The 21,410-nt window shown below is 35.9% G+C and carries 21 protein-coding genes; 17 read left to right on the top strand and 4 right to left on the bottom strand.

Going from position 1 to position 21,410, the window contains the following annotated elements:
- The first annotated feature begins 140 nt into the window (after nt 1–140).
- The 4 genes from F8153_RS12255 to scpB are packed head-to-tail and all read left to right on the top strand — an operon-like array spanning nt 141 to nt 4,698.
- Nucleotides 141–2,750 (top strand): CBS domain-containing protein, encoded by a 2,610-nt coding sequence (locus tag F8153_RS12255; protein ID WP_151866651.1) that lies wholly within the window; start codon nt 141–143, stop codon nt 2,748–2,750.
- A 1-nt stretch (nt 2,751) separates the two neighbouring features.
- On the top strand, nt 2,752–3,375 hold the full coding sequence (locus tag F8153_RS12250; RefSeq protein ID WP_151866650.1) for a site-2 protease family protein: 624 nt from the start codon (nt 2,752–2,754) through the stop codon (nt 3,373–3,375).
- Between the two features lies 1 nt (nt 3,376).
- The gene (locus F8153_RS12245) at nt 3,377–4,117 is read left to right on the top strand and encodes a segregation and condensation protein A (protein ID WP_151866649.1); all 741 of its coding nucleotides are present in this window, start codon (nt 3,377–3,379) and stop codon (nt 4,115–4,117) included.
- A 17-nt stretch (nt 4,118–4,134) separates the two neighbouring features.
- Complete coding sequence (gene scpB, locus F8153_RS12240) at nt 4,135–4,698, top strand: SMC-Scp complex subunit ScpB (RefSeq protein ID WP_151866648.1); 564 nt, start codon at nt 4,135–4,137, stop codon at nt 4,696–4,698.
- Nucleotides 4,699–4,737: 39 nt separating this feature from the next.
- Here scpB and speB read toward each other — a convergent pair whose 3' ends face one another.
- Together speB and speE are read right to left on the bottom strand one after the other, a co-directional pair.
- Complete coding sequence (speB, locus tag F8153_RS12235; RefSeq protein WP_151866647.1) at nt 4,738–5,586, bottom strand: agmatinase; 849 nt, start codon at nt 5,584–5,586, stop codon at nt 4,738–4,740.
- Nucleotides 5,573–6,427, bottom strand: coding sequence for a polyamine aminopropyltransferase (speE, locus tag F8153_RS12230; RefSeq protein WP_151866646.1), 855 nt, complete (start codon nt 6,425–6,427; stop codon nt 5,573–5,575). The genes speB and speE overlap by 14 nt, the downstream gene beginning before the upstream one ends.
- A 519-nt stretch (nt 6,428–6,946) precedes the next feature.
- Between speE and F8153_RS12225 the strand changes: the two genes are divergently transcribed.
- The 7 genes from F8153_RS12225 (at nt 6,947) to F8153_RS12195 (ending at nt 13,701) form a co-directional block, all read left to right on the top strand.
- Nucleotides 6,947–7,579, top strand: coding sequence for a DUF2953 domain-containing protein (locus F8153_RS12225; protein ID WP_151866645.1), 633 nt, complete (start codon nt 6,947–6,949; stop codon nt 7,577–7,579).
- A 15-nt stretch (nt 7,580–7,594) separates the two neighbouring features.
- The gene (gene ytfJ / locus F8153_RS12220) at nt 7,595–8,059 is read left to right on the top strand and encodes a GerW family sporulation protein (RefSeq protein ID WP_330577782.1); all 465 of its coding nucleotides are present in this window, start codon (nt 7,595–7,597) and stop codon (nt 8,057–8,059) included.
- A 183-nt stretch (nt 8,060–8,242) separates the two neighbouring features.
- Complete coding sequence (locus F8153_RS12215) at nt 8,243–8,644, top strand: nucleoside triphosphate pyrophosphohydrolase family protein (protein ID WP_151866643.1); 402 nt, start codon at nt 8,243–8,245, stop codon at nt 8,642–8,644.
- 93 nt (nt 8,645–8,737) lie between these two features.
- Entirely contained in the window at nt 8,738–9,838 is a 1,101-nt protein-coding gene (locus tag F8153_RS12210) for a D-alanyl-D-alanine carboxypeptidase family protein (protein ID WP_151866642.1), read from the top strand.
- A 529-nt stretch (nt 9,839–10,367) separates the two neighbouring features.
- On the top strand, nt 10,368–11,324 hold the full coding sequence (locus F8153_RS12205) for a dipeptidase (protein WP_151866641.1): 957 nt from the start codon (nt 10,368–10,370) through the stop codon (nt 11,322–11,324).
- Between the two features lie 141 nt (nt 11,325–11,465).
- Complete coding sequence (locus tag F8153_RS12200) at nt 11,466–12,407, top strand: sulfide/dihydroorotate dehydrogenase-like FAD/NAD-binding protein (protein ID WP_151866640.1); 942 nt, start codon at nt 11,466–11,468, stop codon at nt 12,405–12,407.
- Between the two features lie 13 nt (nt 12,408–12,420).
- Entirely contained in the window at nt 12,421–13,701 is a 1,281-nt protein-coding gene (locus F8153_RS12195) for an FAD-dependent oxidoreductase (protein ID WP_151866639.1), read from the top strand.
- Between the two features lie 181 nt (nt 13,702–13,882).
- On the opposite strand, the gene F8153_RS12190 is transcribed toward F8153_RS12195, so the two are convergent.
- Nucleotides 13,883–14,422 carry a signal peptidase II gene (locus tag F8153_RS12190; protein ID WP_151866638.1) on the bottom strand — a complete coding sequence of 180 codons (540 nt, stop codon included), beginning with the start codon at nt 14,420–14,422 and terminating at the stop codon, nt 13,883–13,885.
- Nucleotides 14,423–14,655: 233 nt separating this feature from the next.
- On the opposite strand from F8153_RS12190, the gene F8153_RS12185 reads away from it, so the two are divergent.
- The 4 genes from F8153_RS12185 to F8153_RS12170 all read left to right on the top strand — a co-directional run bounded on the left by F8153_RS12185 (nt 14,656) and on the right by F8153_RS12170 (nt 19,365).
- Entirely contained in the window at nt 14,656–16,557 is a 1,902-nt protein-coding gene (locus tag F8153_RS12185) for an ABC-F family ATP-binding cassette domain-containing protein (protein WP_151866637.1), read from the top strand.
- A 370-nt stretch (nt 16,558–16,927) separates the two neighbouring features.
- Nucleotides 16,928–18,181 carry a DNA polymerase Y family protein gene (locus F8153_RS12180; RefSeq protein ID WP_151866636.1) on the top strand — a complete coding sequence of 418 codons (1,254 nt, stop codon included), beginning with the start codon at nt 16,928–16,930 and terminating at the stop codon, nt 18,179–18,181.
- A 61-nt stretch (nt 18,182–18,242) separates the two neighbouring features.
- A complete protein-coding gene (locus F8153_RS12175) occupies nt 18,243–18,506 on the top strand; it encodes a hypothetical protein (RefSeq protein ID WP_151866635.1) in 264 nt (87 codons plus the stop codon).
- Nucleotides 18,507–18,642: 136 nt separating this feature from the next.
- Nucleotides 18,643–19,365, top strand: coding sequence for a DUF3784 domain-containing protein (locus tag F8153_RS12170; RefSeq protein WP_192929802.1), 723 nt, complete (start codon nt 18,643–18,645; stop codon nt 19,363–19,365).
- A 199-nt stretch (nt 19,366–19,564) separates the two neighbouring features.
- On the opposite strand, the gene F8153_RS12165 is transcribed toward F8153_RS12170, so the two are convergent.
- Nucleotides 19,565–20,056: a YajQ family cyclic di-GMP-binding protein gene (locus F8153_RS12165; RefSeq protein ID WP_151866633.1), complete on the bottom strand. Its 492-nt coding sequence runs from the start codon at nt 20,054–20,056 to the stop codon at nt 19,565–19,567.
- A gap of 280 nt (nt 20,057–20,336) precedes the next feature.
- Here F8153_RS12165 and F8153_RS16200 point away from each other — a divergent pair, with 280 nt between their 5' ends.
- Together F8153_RS16200 and F8153_RS12160 are read left to right on the top strand one after the other, a co-directional pair.
- Entirely contained in the window at nt 20,337–20,495 is a 159-nt protein-coding gene (locus F8153_RS16200; RefSeq protein WP_192929801.1) for a hypothetical protein, read from the top strand.
- Between the two features lie 67 nt (nt 20,496–20,562).
- Nucleotides 20,563–21,410 (top strand): RHS repeat protein (locus F8153_RS12160; RefSeq protein WP_192929800.1); only part of this gene is annotated, 848 nt, incomplete at its 3' end.

The following is a 21,410-nucleotide window of genomic DNA, read 5'->3' as shown; positions in this document are numbered from 1 at the left end:
AATTGGTACTACTCTTTTTATATGTTTTACATTATGATATAATTAGTTGTAAATTTCCTCTGGAAATTTAATCATTCAATTCAACATTCAACATTCAACATTCAACATTTAACTTTTATTAATTAAAGGATCGTGATTCCATGAGAGTGATAATAAGTCACCAAAACTTAGATTTTGATGGATTAGCCAGTATGGTTGCAGCCTCAAAGCTTTATCCCGATGCTACTATGGCATATGCAGGAGTTTTAAGCCATGAGGTTAAGGGTTTTGTATCTTTATATAAAAACATTTTAAGTATCGATACAGCAGGAAAACTAGATTTCGATGATATAAAAGAACTTATAATTGTAGACGTCAATAGTCATAATCGAATCGGAAAGTTTAAGGAGTTAATTCAAAAGGATATTCCTATTTTAATATATGACCATCATGATGTTTCCGATAGAACAATTGATAAGGCTGAAAAGAAAATTTTTAAATATGGAGCCTGCATAACCATATTACTAAAAGAAATTATTGAAAAGGGTATTAAAATTACTCCCTTCGAAGCCACCTTATTTGCTTTAGGGATTTATGCCGATACCCATTGTCTTACTTTAAATCACACAACCTACCATGATGCTGAAGCCGTTGCTTTTCTTTTAAAGGCTGAGGCCAATCTAGAGATTATAAATGAGTTTCTTTCTACCAACATGGATAGTGAGCAGGATCAGCTTTTTACCCAGCTTTTATTAAAGGTAGAAATACATGAAATCAATGGATATGAGATTGCTCTAGCAGCCATGAAATCAGACTTCTATATTGGTCAATTGGGTACTATGTGTGAAAAAATTCTGGAGTTTAAAAATACCGATGCTGCTTTTATGATACTTGAGGCAGAAGGCAGAAGCAACATAGTAGCTAGGAGCACAACGGATGAAATTCATATTCCTAATATATTAGAATCCTTTGGTGGGGGAGGGCATCTAAGGGCAGGATCGGCAGCTGTTAAAAACTTAAGCCTTGAGGATGCTAAAAACCAGCTTATGCACCATTTGAAGGAAAAAATAGAACCCCAAGCTACAGCAAAGGATATCATGAATTATCCCGTAAAGACTGTTTTTGAAGATATGACAGTTGAAGAGGTTAACAAAATCATGTTCCGCTATGGACATACAGGGATGCCAGTAGTCAAGGAGGACAAATTAATTGGGATTATATCAAGGACGGATATAGATAAGGCAATGATCCACGGTTTAAACCATGCACCTGTGAAGGGATTTATGAGAACCAGTGTAATGACCATTAGCCCAACAACAACCATCTCAGAGATAAACGATATTTTAATTAATCACAATATTGGTAGAGTTCCTGTAGTAGAAGATGGTAAGATTATTGGTATCGTAACAAGAACTGATATATTAAGGGTTCTTCATGGAAAAAATCCTCCTGCATGGTATCATAAAACCTATACTGAGGAGGAAAATACCTTAGATTGCAGTGGATTGCTGCATAAACTACCCAAGGAGATCTATGAGATATTAGATATTGCCGGAAGGGTAGGAGATGATTTAAATATTAAAACCTATGTGGTGGGAGGCTTTGTTCGAGATTTAATTTTAGAAACAGAAAATTGGGATATCGACCTAATGGTTGAAGGAGATGGAATAGCCTTCGCAGAAGTGCTAAATACCTATTTTGAAGGCCAACTTAAGCTTTATCATAAGTTTGGCACAGCTTTGATTACTTTAGAAAATGGACAAAGCATAGACATTGTTACGGCAAGAAGAGAATACTATGAGTATCCTGCAGCCCTTCCCAAAATTGAAAAAAGCTCTATTTGGAGTGATTTATTTAGAAGGGATTTTACAATAAACTGTATGGCCATTCAACTAAATAAACGAGAGGAAGGCAAGCTTATTGACTACTTTGGTGGTCTTGCAGACATTAAAAACAGAAAAATCAGGGTTTTGTATAATCTAAGCTTTATAGAAGATCCCACTCGAATTTTTAGGGCAATTCGTTTTGCAGCAAGGTTTAACTATGGGATAGAAGAGGAAACTCAAAACTTTATTCAACAGGCAATAACTCAAGGAATGATCGCAAAGCTTAGTACCGATAGAATTAGGGATGAGCTTTTATATATCATTAGAGAAAAAAGCCTATTAAACAGTCTTCTGATAATGGAGGATCTAGGAATACTGAAGGGAATCCATCCGGACCTTGGGATTGATGATGGATTTGCAGAAAGTTATTCTAAAATTGAGGATACCCTTAGTCAATTTAAGGGAGTTTTAAGGGAGCCAAATCCTGTTCTATTAACCATTATGTTAATGCTATCTAACTTCCCTAAAGAGAAACTGGATGAGGTAATAGGCCTATTTAGTATAAATAAAGCTTGGGCTAATATTATATATATATCCTTATCCAATAGGAACGAGGTCTACACAAAGCTTAGAGAAGACAATTTAGATAAGTATCAATTATATAAAATTTTACATGCCTTACCAGAGGAATCTATTATCTATTATTATACAGATTGTAAAAACCCCTATATAAGACATTATTTAATGTTTTTTTCTGTAAAACTCAGAGATATTAAAACCTTTATTACGGGAGAAGATCTATTAAAGCTTGGCATAAAGCCAGGACCATCCTATACCTATATCCTTCAGGAGGTGCTCAAGGCAAAGGTGGAGGGAAACATCTATACAATAGAGGATGAATTAAAACTAGCTAAGGATTTTTATGAGTCCTTGAAAGGAGAATAAAATGTTCGATTTTGATTTGTATTCCACCGTACTAAGGCTACCGGGTATTGTTATAGGTCTTACCCTTCATGAATTTGCCCATGGCTTCTCTGCTTATTTATTGGGAGATACCACAGCAAAAGATCAGGGGAGGTTAACCATCGATCCAAAGGCCCATATAGACGTATTTGGCTTTTTAATGCTATTGTTTGCTGGTTTTGGATGGGCTAAGCCGGTTCCAATAAACCCCAATAGATTTACAAATCGTAAATTAGGTACCTTTATTGTGTCCATCGCAGGAGTTACCACAAATATGATTTTAGCCTTACTATTAACTTTAATTTTAGGGATAACCCTTAAATTTTATTATAACGAAACCCTTACAAATATTCTTTTATATGCAATTTCCATTAATATTGTATTGGCAGTATTTAATCTTTTTCCTATTCCACCCTTGGATGGCTCAAAGGTATTATTGTCTTTTTTACCCCAGCGATTTGAATATTACTACTATAATTATGAGAGATATGCATATTTCATATTATTAGCCTTGATATTATTTGATATTATTGATATAGTCCTTTTTCCAATCGTGGACTTCTTTATGAATTACGCAATTCAATTAATTGTATTAATAGGGGGATAACATGGCTTATCAAGTAAAACTACAGGTTTTTGAAGGTCCCTTCGATCTTCTTTACCACCTTATTGAAAAGAACGAAATCGATATCTATGACATTCCAATAAATGAAGTAACCCATCAATATTTAGAATATCTTAAGGCAATGGAGGAGCTGGATTTAGATATTGCTAGCGAATTTTTGGTAATGGCCGCAACCCTCTTAGAGATTAAATCCAAGATGCTATTACCCATCGAGAAAGCTGATGAGAAACAGCTGGAGCTTGATGAGGCCGATCCTAGAAATGAATTGGTTAGAAGGCTTCTTGAATATAAAAAATATAAGGTAGCAGCTGATGTCTTAAAGGATAAAGAGGATATTTCTAGAAAGCTTTATTTTAAGCCTAAAGAAGAATTCATTTTTGAGAAGGATGTAAATAGCAATTTGTTGGAGGATGTTGAGCTGAGTGACCTATTAAAGGCCCTTCAAAAAATCCTAAAGGGTAATCATCAGGCAAATTCCATCATTTCAAACTTTAGAAGGATGCAAAGGGAAGCCTTCACCATTGAAGAAAAAATTCATGCTATTTTGGATGCCTTAGAAGAAAGGTCATTAATAACCTTTAATTATCTTTTTAAATCCTTAGGCAGCAGAAATGAAATGATCACAACATTTTTAGCCCTGTTGGAGCTGATAAAGGTTAAAAGGGTAGTTGTTTATCAAACCGATTGTTTTAGTGATATTTCAATTGAACTGAAAAAAATCTAGCTTAGAGGTGTTAATATATGAAGTTTTCAGAAATAAAGTCCATAATTGAATCCCTCCTATTTGCATGGTCAGACCCTTTACCCATTAAAGAGATTAGTAAGCTTTTAGAAATCGATGTGAAAACCATCGAAAACATCATTAAAGAGATGTCAGATGACTTTAATTTTAATATGAGGGGTATTCAAATTATCCGAATGAATGATTATGTTCAATTGGCAACACGTGCAGAAAACTTTGAGTATGTTCAAAAACTTATGGAGCCAAAGCAAAACAAGGGTCTTACACAGGCTACCTTAGAAACTTTGGCTATCATAGCCTATAAGCAGCCAATACCCAAGGCTGAAGTGGAATCTATTAGGGGTGTTAAATGCGATAGAGCAATCAGCACCTTAATTGAAAAGGACCTTGTTGAAGAAAAGGGTAGATTAGATAAACCAGGAAGGCCTATTATCTATGGAACAACTCTGAATTTCTTAAAATCCTTTGGGCTATCAAATGTGGCTGATTTGCCACCAATAAGCCAATTTCAGATGCTTGCAGAAGAGGATGAAGAGGATATAAGGGATATTTTTAAGCTATAAATTAAAAATCAGGAGCCAAGACTCCTGATTTTTTAATATTTATAACAACAACATAACTTCTCTGATGATTTTTGATGCAACTGCCGTTGATACACCTGTTGGGTCATAGTCTGGAGATAATTCAACAACATCAGCTCCAACAATATTTAAGCCTGAAAGCTTTTGGATAATAATCATCATGTCCTTAAAGGTTAATCCGCCGGGCTCTGGTGTTCCTGTACCAGGGAATATCGAAGGATCTAAAACATCTAAATCGATGGTTAGGTATACGGGCTTATCCTTAATTTCAAGTAAGGCTTTGTCAAGGCTTTCATAGCCAAATTTATTAAGGAAGGTATGACCCTCAGCAGCCCACTCAAATTCCTCCTTTAGGCCTGAACGGATTCCAAACTGATAAATACGTCCATCCCCAAGGAAATCCCAAATATTTTTTATAACCGTAGCATGGGAATACCTTTCACCCATATAATCCTTCCTAAGGTCGGTATGGGCATCAAAGTGTAGAACAACTATATCCTTATATTTTTCATAGGTAGCCTCCACAGCCGGAAGAGTAACAAGATGCTCTCCACCAATCATTAGGGGCTTTTTATTCTTTTTGATGATCTCATCACAATATCCCCTTATAGATTTTAGGGCTAATTCTCTATTTCCAAAGGCTAAATTCAAATCCCCAGCATCATGAACTAAATAATCCTCAAGATCTAAATCAAGATAGGGGCTGTAGGTTTCTAAGCCATAGGAATCTATCCTAATTCTACTAGAAGCAAATCTCGAACCAGGTCTAAAGGAGCTGGTTCCGTCATAGGGGGCACCAAACAGTACGATATTACTATCTTCAAAGCTTGCCTCACAGCCTATAAAAGCATATTGATTAAAGAATTCCATTTTCAATATACTCCTTAACATAGCTTGGTAATGCAAAGGCCCCTAAGTGTAATTGCGTATTGTAATACTTGGTTTTTAAGTTGAATTGCTGCCATGCTTCTGCCTTTAAATCCTTAACTGGATGATATTTTTTTGAAGCAAAGCCAAATAGCCAATAACCAGATGGATAGGTTGGAATCTGAGCTTGATATACCTCTACAATTGGGAAGATATTTTTAAGCTTTTCATTAGCTCTAATGGCTTCCTTTGCAAATTGCTCATAAACAGGACTCTCATTTTGGTTTACCAGAATTCCTTCATCAGTAAGGGCATTAAAGCAATCTGTGTAAAATTCAGTTGTGAATAGGCCTTCTCCCGGGCCTACGGGATCTGTGGAGTCGATAATGATTAAATCATAAAGATTCTTTTTTCCCTTCATATAGGCTACACCATCTTCGTAATATAAGGCTACCCGTGGGTTATTTAGCTCATTACTTACGGTTGGGAAGTAATCCTTTGCAACATCACAAACCATTTTATCTATTTCAACCATTTCAACCTGTTGAATGTGGGGATATCTCATTAGTTCCCTAACGGTTCCGCCGTCTCCGCCACCAATCACCAAAACCCTTTTTATATTGGGATTAACGGCCATTGCAACATGTACGATCATATCATGATAGATAAATTCATCCTTTTCAGTTACCATTACTAAACCGTCAAGGGTCATTAGCTTTCCATATTCATGGGTATCAAAAACATCCACCTTTTGAAAATCGCTTTGTCCAGTAAAAATATGCTCCTTCACCTTCAAGGATAATCTAACATTTTCTGTTTGCTCTTCTGTGTACCAAAGTTCCATTAATTTTCCTCCTTAAAACGTTTTTTTATGCTTCTTATTAAGATAATAAAGGGCAATCAAATAAACCAACAACTATAGAGATTCTTAAAAACTATTAGCTAGTATGTATCTAAATACCAGTTTTTAAAAAGTATTGAGAGTTTCTAATTTACAATTAGTCTTCAAATGATTTTTGTTAAGTTTTCTATTTTCAATATTCCCCATATATTAGTGTTACCACAAATCAAGGTAATCTAACGAAAAAATATGGATTATTGATAACTTTTAACTAGCATATGGTTTTTACAGAAAAAAATCAAGAAGGGGAAACCTACTTGATATTTACTAAATTATCAACGCCCTAAAATATACCTCTTTATCTATAATAAATATAAAGCTTTTTGAAAAAATGTCAATACCCTATAACAAAAATATGCCATTTGGTTGTATTTAGTTCACTTGGACCACGTGGTAGAAGATGTCTATTTCCATAATAATTGGCAATAATATTTTATAGTATAGAGAGTAGGGTGATTGATTTTGAATTTTCTTTCTGGGGCAATTTTTTTTCTATTAGTATTGCTGATTCTTTTTATTTTCTCAAATTTAAATATAAGCCTATTAGCATTGAAAAACGGTAGTAGGAGTGAATTTGTTATTACCCTTCGTTTTTTATGGGGTTTATTAAAGTACCGAATAGAGATTCCCATAGTAGACATCATCAAGGAGAGGGACTTTGAGGTAAATGCTGATGTAAATTCAGATATAGAAATGGCTAAGCAGAAGATTATCAAAGAAGGAGCTTCGATGGATTTAGAAATCCATCAGCTTCGGAAAACTTATAAAAAGATCAGGCTGATCTATGAAAAATATCAATTTGCATATAGTTATCTTAAGAATAAAGTAGTGGTAAAAAGTTTGAGCTGGCAAACGGAGATTGGCACGGAAGACGCAGCTGTAACAGCAACCATAACGGGGATTTTATGGGCTTTAAAAAGTAATATTGTAAGCTACGTTTTTATTAAGAGAAGGACAAAAAATATAAATTTAAATGTAATTCCCTTTTATGGGGGAGAAAAACTGAACACTGCTTTAGATTGCATAATTTTCATAAAAATAGGCTATATTATTATTGCAGCTTTAAAGATGTTTAAAATAAAAGCAAAAGAATAGAGGATGGTGATATTGATGGAGCATCCAATTGAATCTCTTATGAAAACAACAATGGAAAGCATCAAAGAAATGGTAGATGTAAATACAATTGTTGGTGACGCTGTAGAGGCTCCAGATGGTACAGTTATAATACCCATTTCAAAGGTTTCCTTTGGCTTTGCCTCTGGTGGTGGAGATTATACAATGGAAAAGAAGAAAGAAGAAAAGGGAGAAGGTAATGGTGAAGGTAAAGCCAATGGCGGAGGCGGTGGAAAATTCCCCTTTGCAGGAGGTACTGGTGCTGGTGTATCTGTACAGCCGGTGGCCTTTATGGTAGTAGGTAATGGCAACATTAAGCTTATGCCTGTAGATCAAAGGGCCAATATGATCGATAATATTATTAATATGACTCCTAAAATGCTGAACAATCTTCAAAATATGATGACAAAAAAGGGTCATAATAAACAACATTCAGAAAAGGAAATTGTTACTTACGAGTAATGGATTATTGGTTTGAAGTGTTAATATTCACCTTATTTACTAATTAAACCCACTATATATTTATGTATTGTTTTAAGAGAGGAAATTTTACCTCTCTTTTAATTTTATGAAATAACTTTTTAAATTGTTGAAGTAGGGTATAAAGGTTATAATATACTTATATAAGTTTAGGGGGAAGGTATCATGGAAATAAAAAATGCAATGGAATTGATATGGAACAATAGAAAATATAGCACAAATGATCCTAAAACGGCCATTAGCCATTTAAACGAAGAGGTGGCAGAATCCTTGAAGGCCCTTATGAAGGGAGATACTGACAAAGCTAAGGGAGAGCTACAGGATGCCATGTCTTGCTTATTCATCGCTTTGAAGGTAATGGATGTAGACATTGAAGAAGCCATCGCCAATCAGGTTGAACTAATGAGAAGGAAGAACGGAAAAATTATGATTTTAAAGGATGATAAGGTTGAAATCTATGTAGATGGAACCTTAAAGGGTGGATGGTCTGTTTGGAGCGACGAAGATATAAAGGATGCCGAGGAACTGGCAAAGGAGTTTGGATGTAAGTTTATTAAGGAGGATTAACCTAGAAGTTAATTCCTCTTTTTTTATGGATATAGGCATATTGTCATCTCTAAAGCAAATAATAAGTTAAAGTAAAATAAATGAGGTGATGATTTGAAGAAGAATATCCTAATAGTAGCCCTAATAGTTGTCCTTATCTTGCCCTTAACAATAAAAGGGGAGGAAATCAGTGTAAGTGGAAGGGCTGCTATTGTTATGGACGTAGCAACTGGAAGAGTATTATATGAGAAGAACATCCATGATAAAATGCCTATGGCCAGCACAACCAAAATTATGACAGCCCTATTGGCAATTGAAAATACTGATTTAGATCATACTGTTAAGGTGACTCCAGAAGCTGTGGGAATAGAAGGCTCTTCTATTTACCTACAATATAATGAAGAAATAAAAATGAAGGATTTACTATATGGATTGATGCTTAGATCGGGAAATGATGCTGCCGCTGCCATAGCTATAGAGCTTGGAGAGAGCATTGAGGGTTTTTCCAAGCTCATGAACAAAAGGGCAGAGGACCTTGGTGCAAAGAATACAAATTTTGTGAATCCCCATGGCCTCCATCATGAAAATCACTATACAACAGCCCATGACCTTTCACTGATAACGAGAGCAGCTTTAAAGGAGCAGGTATTTAAGGAGATCGTTAGCACCAGATATTATTTAGCCGATAGAGACACCTATAAGCACTTTGCAAACAAGAACAGACTTTTGAGTATGTGTGAGGGGGGAGATGGTGTAAAAACCGGATATACCAGAAGGTCCGGAAGATGTTTAGTTGCCTCTGCCTCTCGGGATAATATGCAGCTAATAGCAGTCACCTTAAATGATCCCAATTGGTTTAATACCACAAAGGATTTATTAGATAAGAGCTTTGAAGAGTATCACGGACACATAGCCTTTGAAAAAGGAGAATTGGTTGAGGTCATCCCTGTTTTTGAAGGAAAGGTGGGGGAAGTCCAGCTAGTTTCCTCTAAAGAGGTGGTAATTCCATTATTAGAAGGAGAGGAAGAAAATCTAAGAACAATAGTGGATGTACCCAATTATATAGAAGCACCAGTTTTGAAGGGTACAAAAATTGGTAAGCTTTATACCTATTTAGATGACCAGCTGTTGGCAGAAGCAGATATCATAGCCAATGCAGATATAGATAAGCTAACTCTAAAGGATAAAATAAAGAGATTTTTTAAGATTGATTAACTGAGTAGTTTTAAACCCTTTGATTAAAGGGTTTGAGGTTGTCGAAGAACCCCTATATTTTAAAACTGAGAAAATCACTCATAAATAAAAACATTTGCTTATTATTTCTTTAGGTGAATGTTTTTATTTTTCCAGGGAACCCATGGTTCCCTAGGACGCTCGGCTGTACCCTCCTTGTGGGATATAAGAGGGGTACCCTCTTAAAAACTCCCTCTTGCATAGAAAGAATGAAAACTATGCAAGGGGCAAAAGGCAGGATGAACTTAAAAATTACAGGTATTTTCAAAACTCACCTTCGGCTCAAACATTGAAAATACTATACTGTCATATGTTGGGGACTATCTCTCAGGGGTTATTGTATCTGTAATTTTCTCCTTCTTTTATTCTTATCTCCGCAGATTTCTCATTATTTAAGAATATAGGGGTTTAATTGTAGATTCTACTTTTTTCAACAGTCTAAAACTTTGTTTAAAGGGTTTTTTTATATTGATATAGAATATGTGAATATTATTTATTTGGGAGGGGTTATATGAAGATTATTGATTTACATTGTGATACCATAGAAAGGCTATATAGCAGTAAAGCTACAAGCCTTAGAAATAATAGCTTTCATATAGATGTAAAAAAGCTTAAAAGGGGTAACTCCCTTGCCCAATTCTTTGCTGTTTTTTTACATCTAGAGGAGATACGAAAGAAGGGTAAAGGCCCCCTTCAGGTGGCTTTAGAAATGATGGATTTATTTCACGCTGAGGTTCAGAAAAATTCCGAAAACCTAGCCTTTGCAGGCTCCTTTGAGGATATCACTAAAAATCAAGAGAATAATAAAATTTCTGCAATCCTTACAATAGAGGAGGGGGCTGTTCTAGAAGGGAATCTAGATAATCTTAAACTCCTATATGATAAAGGAGTTAGATTGATAACCCTAACCTGGAACTATCCTAATGAAATTGGCTTTCCTCATTGGGATGAAGCTTTTAAGGATAAGGGCCTCACACCCTTTGGGATAGAGGTTGTTGAAGAAATGAATAGATTGGGAATCCTTATTGATGTATCCCATCTTTCTGATGGCGGATTTTATAATGTTGCCAAGGTCACTAAAAAGCCCTTTATCGCTTCCCATTCCAATGCTAGAGAAGCTACCCCCCATTCCAGAAATCTAACCGATGATATGATTAGAATCCTTGCTGAAAAGGGAGGCGTTATGGGAATAAACTTCTGTGGGAACTTTTTAAATAGAGATGTACATGATGGAAATAGTAGAGTAGAGGATATGGTACGACATATACAGCACATTCATAAGGTTGGTGGGATAGATGTAATCGCCTTAGGCAGTGACTTTGATGGCATTAATAGCATTATGGAAATAAAGGACTTTGGAGAAATCGGCTTACTTGTAAAGGCCTTAGAGAGGAAGGGCTTTAATATCAACCAACTGGAGAAGATTTGTCATGGGAATGCCTTAAGAGTTATTAAAGATGTATTATAATAAGAAAAGAAAAATGCCTTTAATATAGGCATTTTTTTATTGGGATAAATATTCCTGAACTCCTGAATTCTTAGTAACAATATTCGTTGTAAAAAAATATTCTGATATTAGGGTATTCAGAAGAAGGAAAGGAGTGAAGGTATGACATTAGAGGGTAATGGCTGCATCGATGCTGGAAGCGAATACTGCCCTTGTTATCTGGCAGAATTAAATAGCTGCATAACTTGTGCAAGACTACAAGGAAAGGATTATTGTGATTGCAACTGGTGTGGAGTGTGTATTTATCAAAATTATCATTTTTTAAATCTTAAAAAAAGAGAATTAAGACAATATCAAGAGGTGAAAATCGTTAACAAGGAATGGTTAGGAGAAAAATTAATTATTTTTTCTTTAGAAGTACCCAAGGGTTTAGCAAGACAGCTAAAGCAACCGGGGTCTTACATTTTTATAAGGAATAAAAAATATGAAAAGTTTTTTGATATACCAATATCGATTATGTGGGTTGATGAAGGTTCTTCCCAAATCAAAATAGCCGTTGAGATTCATGGAGTAAAAACCAAAGCTTTAGAGGAGGTTGACGATAGCCTTATGATTAGAGGACCCTATTGGAATGGTCTTTTTGGCATTCAGGACCTTAAAGCTAGTAAAAAAGAAAGAGTTTTAGTTGTTGCAAGGGGTATAGCCCAGGCTCCTGCAATCCTAGCAATTAAATATTTAATGAGTAAGGAAAATGAAATAGATGTAATGATTGATAAGGGAACCTCTGCAGTAAATCTGATTAAGGAATTTTTCGACGTAAACATCTTAGATGAAAATGTTTCTTTATATAGTGATGAGGGTAAAGCTAAGCTGGCAAATGCCCTAACCAACAATAAATATGACCTTTTGTTTATAGGGGGCTCAGATTATCTACAAGACAAACTAAAGGGTGTATACACAAAGTTTAAAGATAGAATGAGGCTTGTTTCAACAAATAACAATGAAATATGTTGTGGCGAAGGAATATGTGGTTCCTGTACTGTATATGATTTAAATGGGATACCTATTCGATCCTGCAAAACACAAATAACACAAAAAGATTAGAGGGGGATTGCATGTGGTTAAAGTCATAATTATCGGCGGTGGCTGGGCAGGATGTGCAGCTGCAATAACTGCTAAAAAAGCTGGAGCCGATGTTCATTTATTCGAAAGAACAGACTTGCTTCTTGGATTAGGAAATGTTGGAGGAATCATGAGGAACAATGGCAGGTATACGGCTGCTGAGGAATCCATACTCCTAGGTGCCAAGGAGCTATTTGAAATTACTGATGAATGTGCTAGACACAAAGATATTGATTTTCCAGGACATAAGCATGCAAGCTTATATGATGTTACAATAATTGAACCTAAGGTTAGAAGGCTTATAAATTCAATGGGGATAAGTTTATATTTGCAGCATAGAGCAACTGATGTTATAAAGGAGAATAATCGAATTACCGGTATCAAATTCAGTGACAACACTGTAATTGAAGGTGATGTTTTCATAGAAACCACAGGCTCTACAGGTCCAATGGGCAATTGCTTAAAATATGGAAACGGCTGTGCTATGTGTATATTAAGATGCCCCTCCTTTGGGCCAAGGGTTAGCTTAAACCAAAAGGCTGGGGTGGAAGACATATTAGGTCAGCGATCCAATGGCTCCTATGGTGCCTTTAGCGGTTCCTGTAAGCTTAATAAGGAATCCCTAGGGACGGAGATTGCTAAGGAATTAAATGAAAAGGGGGTAATGGTAGTAGAGGTACCTGAGGCTGATATTAACTTAGATAAGCTAGATATGAAGGTTTGTCAGCAATATGCCTTAAGGGAATACGCCGAAAACTTAGTGTTACTGGATACTGGTCATGCTAAGCTAATGGCTCCCTTTTATCCTTTAGAAAAGCTTAGAAAGATAGAGGGCTTTGAAAATGCCAAATATGAAGATCCTTATGCAGGGGGAATTGGTAACTCCATTAGATATTTATCCATTGCTCCAAGGAATAATAGAATGAAGGTCGATCATTTAGATAATCTATTATGTGCCGGAGAAAAATCGGGATTATTTGTAGGTCATACTGAGGCGATTGTTACAGGTAGCCTTGCAGGCCATAATAGTGTTAGACTAGCTTTAGGAATGCCTCTTTTAGAGTTGCCCAGAAGCATAGCATCAGGTGATTTAATTGCCTATGCCAATGAGGAGATAAAAGGGAAAGAAGGCCTTAAAAAGCGTTATACCTTTGCAGGCTCTATCTATTTTAATAGAATGAAGGAATTGAATCTTTATACCACTAATGCAGAAGTATTAAAAAGCAAAATTGAAAGATTAAATTTATTAAATATCTATAACGAAAAGCTTATATAGTTAATACAGTGAAAAGTGGAAAATGAAAAGTAAAAAATTAAGAGAAAAAAATGAAAAATAGAATAAAAAAGTAAAATATAATTAAGAAAAAAACTAAAAATTAAAAGATAGAATTTAGTATCAGGATTAAGATAAAAAAATAAATAAATGCGATTGGGGAGGGTTAAATAGCACATCCCTCCTAATCGCATTTCTTGTTTTTGAGAAATTTTCCGAAACCTCTTATTAACTCAACTTCATCAATTTCTCGAAGGACCTTATTCTTAAGGATGGAAAAGAGTATCATCAATCCAATAAAAACATTGATATATACATCCTTTAAATCAAAGGTAAAAAACCCCTTAACATAAATATAGTCTAGGCTACCGTCCCAAAAGACCTTATCAATTAATGAGGATATAGCCCCAGCAAATAAAAAGGCAAACATGGTATTCACAATTTTATTGCTTCCAAAACGAGTATTTAGATAACGATAGAAGAGAAATACAAAGAGGATGATAATAGCCACCATGATAATGTGAAGCCATTTACTGATTCCCAGCTGCAGCATGGAGTTAATCCATGAATAATCCCGATTAAATATAGGATCAAAGTAAAGAAAGGAGGGGTATAGGGTAAAGCTTTTATCAAGAAAATTGTTGTTAATGATGATCTTGATAATCTGTTCTATTGACACCAACAATAATACGCCCATCCAGGTTTTTTTATTTTCAATTTTCATAAGCTTAAACCACCCTTTGTTTAGCCGTTATTATAGTCTTATAGTCTGCTGAATCCAATTATAACATTTTTTTGCGATTTTGTACTTCATCTAATAGATATTCTTTTTCCCCTAAACCTAAAACTCAAGCTTTTGTCCTTTATGCTAACTAACCTTTTTGAAATTTCTACTACCTATCATGGGCTTTTTTAGAGTATAATATTAAGGTAAGTCAAAGGATAGGTGGTTTAGTGATGAATATAGTAACAGTAGAAGGCATCAGTAAAGGCTATGGCGATAAGCTCTTATTTAAGGATATAACCTTTGGTATAAATAGCAATGAAAGAATTGGCATTATTGGTGTAAATGGCGTGGGAAAGTCCACCTTTTTAAAAATCATTGCTGGAGTAGAGACTACGGATACAGGCAGACGTATTGTGAATCAACAGGCCAATATTCAGTATCTCTTTCAAAATCCAGAGTTTGATGAGGGCTCTACTGTTTTTCACCAGGTATTTAATAGTAGCGATCCTAAGCTTCAATTGCTATATCAGTATCATGAGGCTATGGATAGAATCAGTAGAGAACCTGATAATAAAGAGCTACAGGCTAAGATGGCAGATCTTACCTCCAGGATGGATATAGAAGGAATATGGGAGCTGGAGGCTAGTGGAAAGGCGGTTTTAACGAGATTAGGGATTACTGAATTTCATAAAAAGATTAGCCAGCTTTCTGGAGGCCAAAGAAAAAGGGTTGCTATGGCCAGGGCCCTAATTCAACCTGCTGATCTATTAATTTTAGATGAGCCCACCAATCATATTGATAATGACACCGTAGAATGGCTAGAGGATTATCTGAAAAAACGAAAGGGTGGACTTCTGCTGATCACCCATGATCGCTATTTCCTTAATCGAGTTGTGGATGGCATTATTGAACTGGATGGAGGAAGACTCTATAGATATGAAGGCAATTATGAAACCTTCCTTGAGAAAAAGGCTGAAAGGGAGGCAGAAGAAGCAACCCTTCAAAGAAAGCATGATATATTAATGAAAAATGAATTGGCTTGGCTAAGGCGGGGAGCAAGGGCCAGAACCACCAAGCAAAAGGCTCGTATTCAGCGATATGAGGAAATGAAGGATATAAGCTATACAAAGGAAGCCTCTAAATTAGATATCTCCATTGGTTCTAAACGTTTGGGTAAGAAGGTTTTAGAGCTTAAAAATATTCAACATTCCTTTGGAGAAGAAATATTAATTAAAGATTTTACCCATGTTTTTGTTCCCGGCGAAAGGGTGGGAATCGTCGGAAAAAATGGCTGTGGCAAATCAACCCTTTTAAATATTATTGCTGGTAGATTAACTCCTCTAAAGGGAACCGTTGATATGGGTCAAACTGTAAGCCTCTCCTATTATGATCAGGAAAGCCTTGAGCTAAAGGATGACCTTAGGGTTATTGATTATATTAAGGAAACAGCTGAATTTGTAAATACCTCCGATGGAGGAACCATAAGCGCTTCCCAAATGCTAGAACGTTTCCTCTTCACTCCCAATGTACAGTGGACTCCCATTGGATCATTGTCAGGAGGAGAGAAAAGAAGACTTTATCTTTTGAAGAAGCTTATGGAGGAGCCTAATCTTCTTTTGTTGGATGAGCCCACCAACGATTTAGATATACAAACCCTAATGGTTTTAGAGGATTATTTGGAGGATTTCCCCGGTACGGTTATAGCAGTTTCCCATGATCGATATTTTCTAGATCGAACAGTAGACCATTTATTTATTTTTAAAGGAGAAGGCTTAATAGAAGACTATCATGGCAACTACTCTGATTATGTGGCTATTGCCAATAAAGAACTACATGAGACAAAGGAACTCCATAAGGATAAAGCTCCAAAGGAGGAAGTAAAGCGTCCACGGGAAAAGAAAAGGCTTTCCTTTAAGGAGCAAAGAGAATTTGATGAAATAGAAGATGTCATTGCCAATTTAGAAGCAGAGCTGGAGGCTATTGATGAGAAAATAGCTAAGGCTGGTAGCAATTATACCCTTCTTCAGGAATATCTACAGCAGCAAAAGCAGCTACAAGAGAAGCTGGAGGACAGAATGGCTAGATGGTTGGAGCTAACAGAGTTGCTGGAGAAGCTGGAGAGCAGAAACTAAAAGTGTGAAAAATGAAAAGTTTAAAATGAAAAATTTAAAATAATAACATAACATAAGAAAGAACCTTTTTTTCCCTACAAAAAAAGGTTCTATTTTTTTATTTTTGTGGTAAAATAGTAATAGAACATATGTTCTGAAGGGCAATGAAGAATGAAGAATGAAGAATTAATGTTAAATTAACGTAGAAATTTTATTGAATTTCTTATTATATTATAAAAGCTAAATGATGTGAGCTATTCAAATAAAATAAATTTGCTAGGCAAATTTTACTATAATTCAACATTCAACATTCAACATTCAACATTTATCATTTAACATTTATATTCAGTATTTATCCTATTACTTATTACTTTAAAAATGAGGTGTTCCCATGGGCCAAAGAACCATCATGCACATAGATGTAAATTCCGCCTATCTTTCATGGCAGGCTGTATATAATCTCCAAAGTGGAGCTACAGTGGATCTTAGAAAGATCCCTTCGGTGGTGGGGGGCTCTCAAGAGGAAAGGCATGGGATTGTATTGGCCAAGAGCATTCCTGCTAAGAAATTCAATATACAAACCGGTGAGGTAATATGGCAGGCCAAAAGAAAATGTCCAGATCTGGTGGTGGTGCCCCCCAATTACAGCCTCTATATGAAATGTAGTAACAGCCTTAAGGAACTACTGACTGAATATTTTCCAACTATCCAGAGGTTCTCGGTGGATGAATTTTTCCTTGACTATACAGGGATGGAGAAGGACTATGGAGACCCCGTTGAAACCGCCCATAAAGTTAAGAATAAGGTAAGGGAGGAGCTGGGCTTTACAGTAAATGTAGGGATAGGCTATAACAAGCTAACGGCTAAAATGGCTGGTGAGCTAAAGAAGCCCGATATGGTCCATACCCTATGGTCCCATGAGTTAAAAACCAAAATGTGGCCCCTTCCGGTTGAAGAGCTTTATATGGTGGGAAGAAAAACCCATAAAAAGCTGAAGCAGCTGAATATTCTCACCATTGGAGATTTAGCCCAAACGGATGTAAAGCTATTGATGGGAAAGCTAAAGTCCTTTGGTCATCTAATATGGTGCTATGCCAATGGTCAAGAGGAATCTCCCGTTTTTAACGGCTCCCATGTACCCATGAAGGGATTGGGGAATAGCAGCACTATTAAATTTGATGTAGAGGATAGAGAAACTGCCCACAAAATACTATTGGCCCTTACGGAATCCGTGGCTACTAGGCTACGGGATGCTGATTTTGCCTGCAGGGTTGTTGCCGTTTCCATTAGAACCAATGAACTAAACACCTATTCCCATCAACGAAAGCTTTTAGCCTCCACCAGTATAACAAAAGAAATTTATAAGGTGGTAAAGGAGCTATTTGATGAAAGCTGGCGGGGGGAAAAAATCCGGCACTTAGGGGTAAGGCTTACCGACCTTTCAGAAAAAGAAATCATTCAAAGAACCTTATTTGATGAGAAAAATCAAGAAAGGTACAGAATCCTTGATGAAACCATTGATCATATTCGAGAAAGGTTCGGTAAATATTCAGTAGTCAGGGGAATATTCACCGACGGAGAAGTTTCTCCCTTGATAGGAGGGGTTGGGGAGGAAGATTATCAAATGATGAGTAGTATACTGTAAAAACAATTAAGAATTAAGAAAGAATAGGTATAAGTCTGAAGAAAGGGAGGGGATTTGCAGCATGAAGCTTTTAAGAAAACCTGTTGAGATGGTGGCCTGGTTTGACTACGAAGGAAATACCATCCCTGTTAAGTTTAGACTATTAAATGAAGCAGAGGAGAATACTGTAATTAAAATCAATAAAATTGTCAAAAAGGAATTAGATAAATTTGCTGGCAATAAGATGATGAAATATACTTGTGAAAGCTGTATAAATGGCGAAATCAAACAGATGGAAATCAGATACGAGCTGGATACCTGTAGATGGTATTTATATAAGATGTAAAAATCAAGGATATAGTTTACGTAATATAATTATGTAAACTATATTGAGTTTTGGGCAGGAATAGCCGATATAGGATTGCAGAGAAACAAATTAGCTGATATAATGAATTAAGAAATCTTTCAGGGGAGGGATAGAATTGATAATCAGTATAGGAGTAGGGGTTTTGTTAGCCTTAGCAGGGGTGGCTGTTAAGTACTTTAAATGGTATTTTCTAATTGCAGGCTATAATATGGCATCTAAAAAAGATAAAGAAAAGGTAGATATAGAGGCCTTAGGGCGGTTTATGGGCAATATGCTGTTTTTAGCTGCTGCATTGATAATAGCTTCAAGCATTTTACACTATTATCAATATAAGATTCTAAGTATGGTGATGATTTTCCTTATGGTGGCTGTAATTTTCTATATGGCTATAAAAGCTCAAGCCTATTCTTATGGAACCCAAAAGGAAAAAAGAACCAATAAGCTTATTATTATAGGTGCATTAATACCCGGAGTAATCATTATGCTAATTACCCTTATTCCAGGAGCTATGACCAATGAAGCAGTCCTAGAGGAAACCTTCTTAAGGGTTTCGGGAATGTCTGGCAACACCTTTGCCTATGAATCAATGGAAGAGATAAAGCTTATAGAGGAATTACCAAGAGCCAATAAGGTTGTAGGCTATAACTTTGGAAATATTAATAAAGGAACCTTCACAGTAGAGGGCTTAGGAAGGGGTTACTTATATCAGCATAGCGGAAAGAGTCCCTTTCTATTCATAAAACTTGCAGGAGATAGAAACTTTGTGATTATCAACTATCGAGATTCTGAAAAAACCCAGCAATTGTATAAGGGTTTGAAGGAAAGAGTTAAAAATTAAAAATGAAAAATGAAAAGTTGAAAGTGAAAATAAGTAGATAACCCAATCTCTGATTGGAGTCAGTCACTAATCCAGACTGTTCAAAATTCTTCAGATTCGAGGCGCAAGAAAACCCAGCGATTGAAGCGTATTAATAATACGTTAGAGTGCTGGGTTTTTAATGTAACAAAGAAGGTGGTGGATGTTTAACAGTCTGAAACTATCGGTAGTTTGTAAACTGCAATGCTATTGGCAAATCAGCTGCCTTTAAAAGCTGCATAACCTCTTGAAGATCATCCTTATTCTTTCCAGAAACCCTTACGGCATCTCCTTGAATAGAAGCCTGTACCTTAATCTTAGAGTCTTTAATAAGGGTTGTTATTTTCTTGCTATGATCCTTATCAATTCCTTGTCTTAGCTTAATTGTCTGCTTAACTCTACCCCCTAGGGCATGCTCCACCTTACCATATTCCAATGATTTAAGGGATACGTCCCTCTTGGCAAGCTTGGTTTGTAGAATATCAATAACATTCTTAAGCTTAAAATCATCATCGGCTGCAATTGTAATATCCTCGTCAGTTTTTTCAATGGTGGTATTAGTACCCTTCAGGTCAAATCTACTGTTAATCTCCTTTTCCGTTTGGTTCACGGCATTTGAAACCTCCTGAAGATCAACCTTCGAAACAATATCAAAAGAACTATCCTTTGCCATATGTATCACTCCATTCTTAAACTTATCTTTATCTATTATATCCTTAGCCTTCTTAATTTGTCCATAATTCAGTAAAAAATCATATAATAATCAGATTATATCTTAGATTTTACCCATTTTATTATTATTTTTAGCAATATATCGAGAAGTTTGGCGAATGAAAATTAAAGGATATTACTACCCTATATAGAAATAAATAGAAATAAAATAAATATATTACATATTTAACAGTAATTACGGCATTGTTATAATTTTTTTAAAAAATTAGGGACAAGGGGACATGGGACAAGGGCAGGGACAAGGGGACAGGTACATCGTCCCAGTTCTAAAAGCACCAAAGGTACATGCAGGTTATACTTATGTTTCAGTATATAAGGGCTATTTTAATAGTAGAGGTGGTGGTGGAAGTAATCTTTCCCCCTTCCCCCTTATAGACTAAACCAAGGTGACGGCAAGGGGACAAGGGGACAAGGGGACAGGTACATTGTCCCAGTTCATATGATGAAATGGGAAGATTAATCAAAGAAATAACCTCCGATGGTTCAGAAAAACTCTACATCTATGATGCTGCCAACAATAGAAAATCCCTTATCATCAAGGTAGATGGAGATATCTATACCCATACGACCTATAGCTATGACAAAATGAATAGGTTAACGCAGGTATCAGAGAATGGAGAGCTTGTAGCCACCTACACCTATGATACCAACGGCAATCGAGAGTCCATAAACTATTCAAATGGAAATACAACAGAATATACTTACAATCTAGCAAATAACCTAAAAAGACTAACTAATAGACTAGGGGCAGAGGTATTGTCACAATACACTTATACCTATCTATTGGATGGAAATCAAGAAACTAAAACCGATCATAACGGAAAGATAACCACCTATACCTATGACGATTTAGGAAGGCTAATCAGTGAAGCACCAGACAATGAACCATCAATCACCTACACCTACGATGATTACAACAATAGAAGAGCCATGACAATAGAAGGTATTTCAGAAACCACCTATGAATATGATAAGAGCAATAGGTTGAAGGTAGAAAGAAAAATAGCAGGAGATATAACAGAAATAACCCGCTATAGCTATGACCACAATGGTAACCAGATATATAAGGGGACAGAAGTCATTAAACCAGATATGGGAGAAACCCCTTCTGTAAATATATTAGTAGCTGGAGTGGATGGAGGAAGTAGCATAGTGACCTTCAATCAATACAATGGCTTCAATCAGCTAATAAAAACCATAGTGGGAGACAAAACCATAAACTACAGCTATAACGGAAAGGGCCTAAGAAGTAGCAAAGAAGTAAATGGAGCCGCCACAATCCACATTTGGGATGG

It is taken from the genome of Alkaliphilus serpentinus (assembly GCF_009017255.1).
GTDB lineage: Bacteria > Bacillota > Clostridia > Peptostreptococcales > Natronincolaceae > Alkaliphilus_D > Alkaliphilus_D serpentinus.
Note: the sequence above shows the minus strand (reverse complement) of the source record. Positions and strands in the feature narration are given on the sequence as shown.

What these genes read in the sequence shown, in the direction of transcription:
- F8153_RS12175 (WP_151866635.1), top strand. Translation starts at nt 18,243, where the DNA reads ATGAAGCTTTTAAGAAAACCTGTTGAGATGGTGGCCTGGTTTGACTAC.
- F8153_RS12165 (WP_151866633.1), bottom strand. Translation starts at nt 20,056, where the DNA reads ATGGCAAAGGATAGTTCTTTTGATATTGTTTCGAAGGTTGATCTTCAG.
- F8153_RS12245 (WP_151866649.1), top strand. Translation starts at nt 3,377, where the DNA reads ATGGCTTATCAAGTAAAACTACAGGTTTTTGAAGGTCCCTTCGATCTT.
- F8153_RS12255 (WP_151866651.1), top strand. Translation starts at nt 141, where the DNA reads ATGAGAGTGATAATAAGTCACCAAAACTTAGATTTTGATGGATTAGCC.
- F8153_RS12205 (WP_151866641.1), top strand. Translation starts at nt 10,368, where the DNA reads ATGAAGATTATTGATTTACATTGTGATACCATAGAAAGGCTATATAGC.
- speE (WP_151866646.1), bottom strand. Translation starts at nt 6,427, where the DNA reads ATGGAACTTTGGTACACAGAAGAGCAAACAGAAAATGTTAGATTATCC.
- F8153_RS12200 (WP_151866640.1), top strand. Translation starts at nt 11,466, where the DNA reads ATGACATTAGAGGGTAATGGCTGCATCGATGCTGGAAGCGAATACTGC.
- F8153_RS16200 (WP_192929801.1), top strand. Translation starts at nt 20,337, where the DNA reads ATGGGACAAGGGCAGGGACAAGGGGACAGGTACATCGTCCCAGTTCTA.
- ytfJ (WP_330577782.1), top strand. Translation starts at nt 7,595, where the DNA reads ATGGAGCATCCAATTGAATCTCTTATGAAAACAACAATGGAAAGCATC.
- speB (WP_151866647.1), bottom strand. Translation starts at nt 5,586, where the DNA reads ATGGAATTCTTTAATCAATATGCTTTTATAGGCTGTGAGGCAAGCTTT.
- F8153_RS12250 (WP_151866650.1), top strand. Translation starts at nt 2,752, where the DNA reads ATGTTCGATTTTGATTTGTATTCCACCGTACTAAGGCTACCGGGTATT.
- F8153_RS12185 (WP_151866637.1), top strand. Translation starts at nt 14,656, where the DNA reads ATGAATATAGTAACAGTAGAAGGCATCAGTAAAGGCTATGGCGATAAG.
- F8153_RS12190 (WP_151866638.1), bottom strand. Translation starts at nt 14,422, where the DNA reads ATGAAAATTGAAAATAAAAAAACCTGGATGGGCGTATTATTGTTGGTG.
- scpB (WP_151866648.1), top strand. Translation starts at nt 4,135, where the DNA reads ATGAAGTTTTCAGAAATAAAGTCCATAATTGAATCCCTCCTATTTGCA.
- F8153_RS12215 (WP_151866643.1), top strand. Translation starts at nt 8,243, where the DNA reads ATGGAAATAAAAAATGCAATGGAATTGATATGGAACAATAGAAAATAT.
- F8153_RS12180 (WP_151866636.1), top strand. Translation starts at nt 16,928, where the DNA reads ATGGGCCAAAGAACCATCATGCACATAGATGTAAATTCCGCCTATCTT.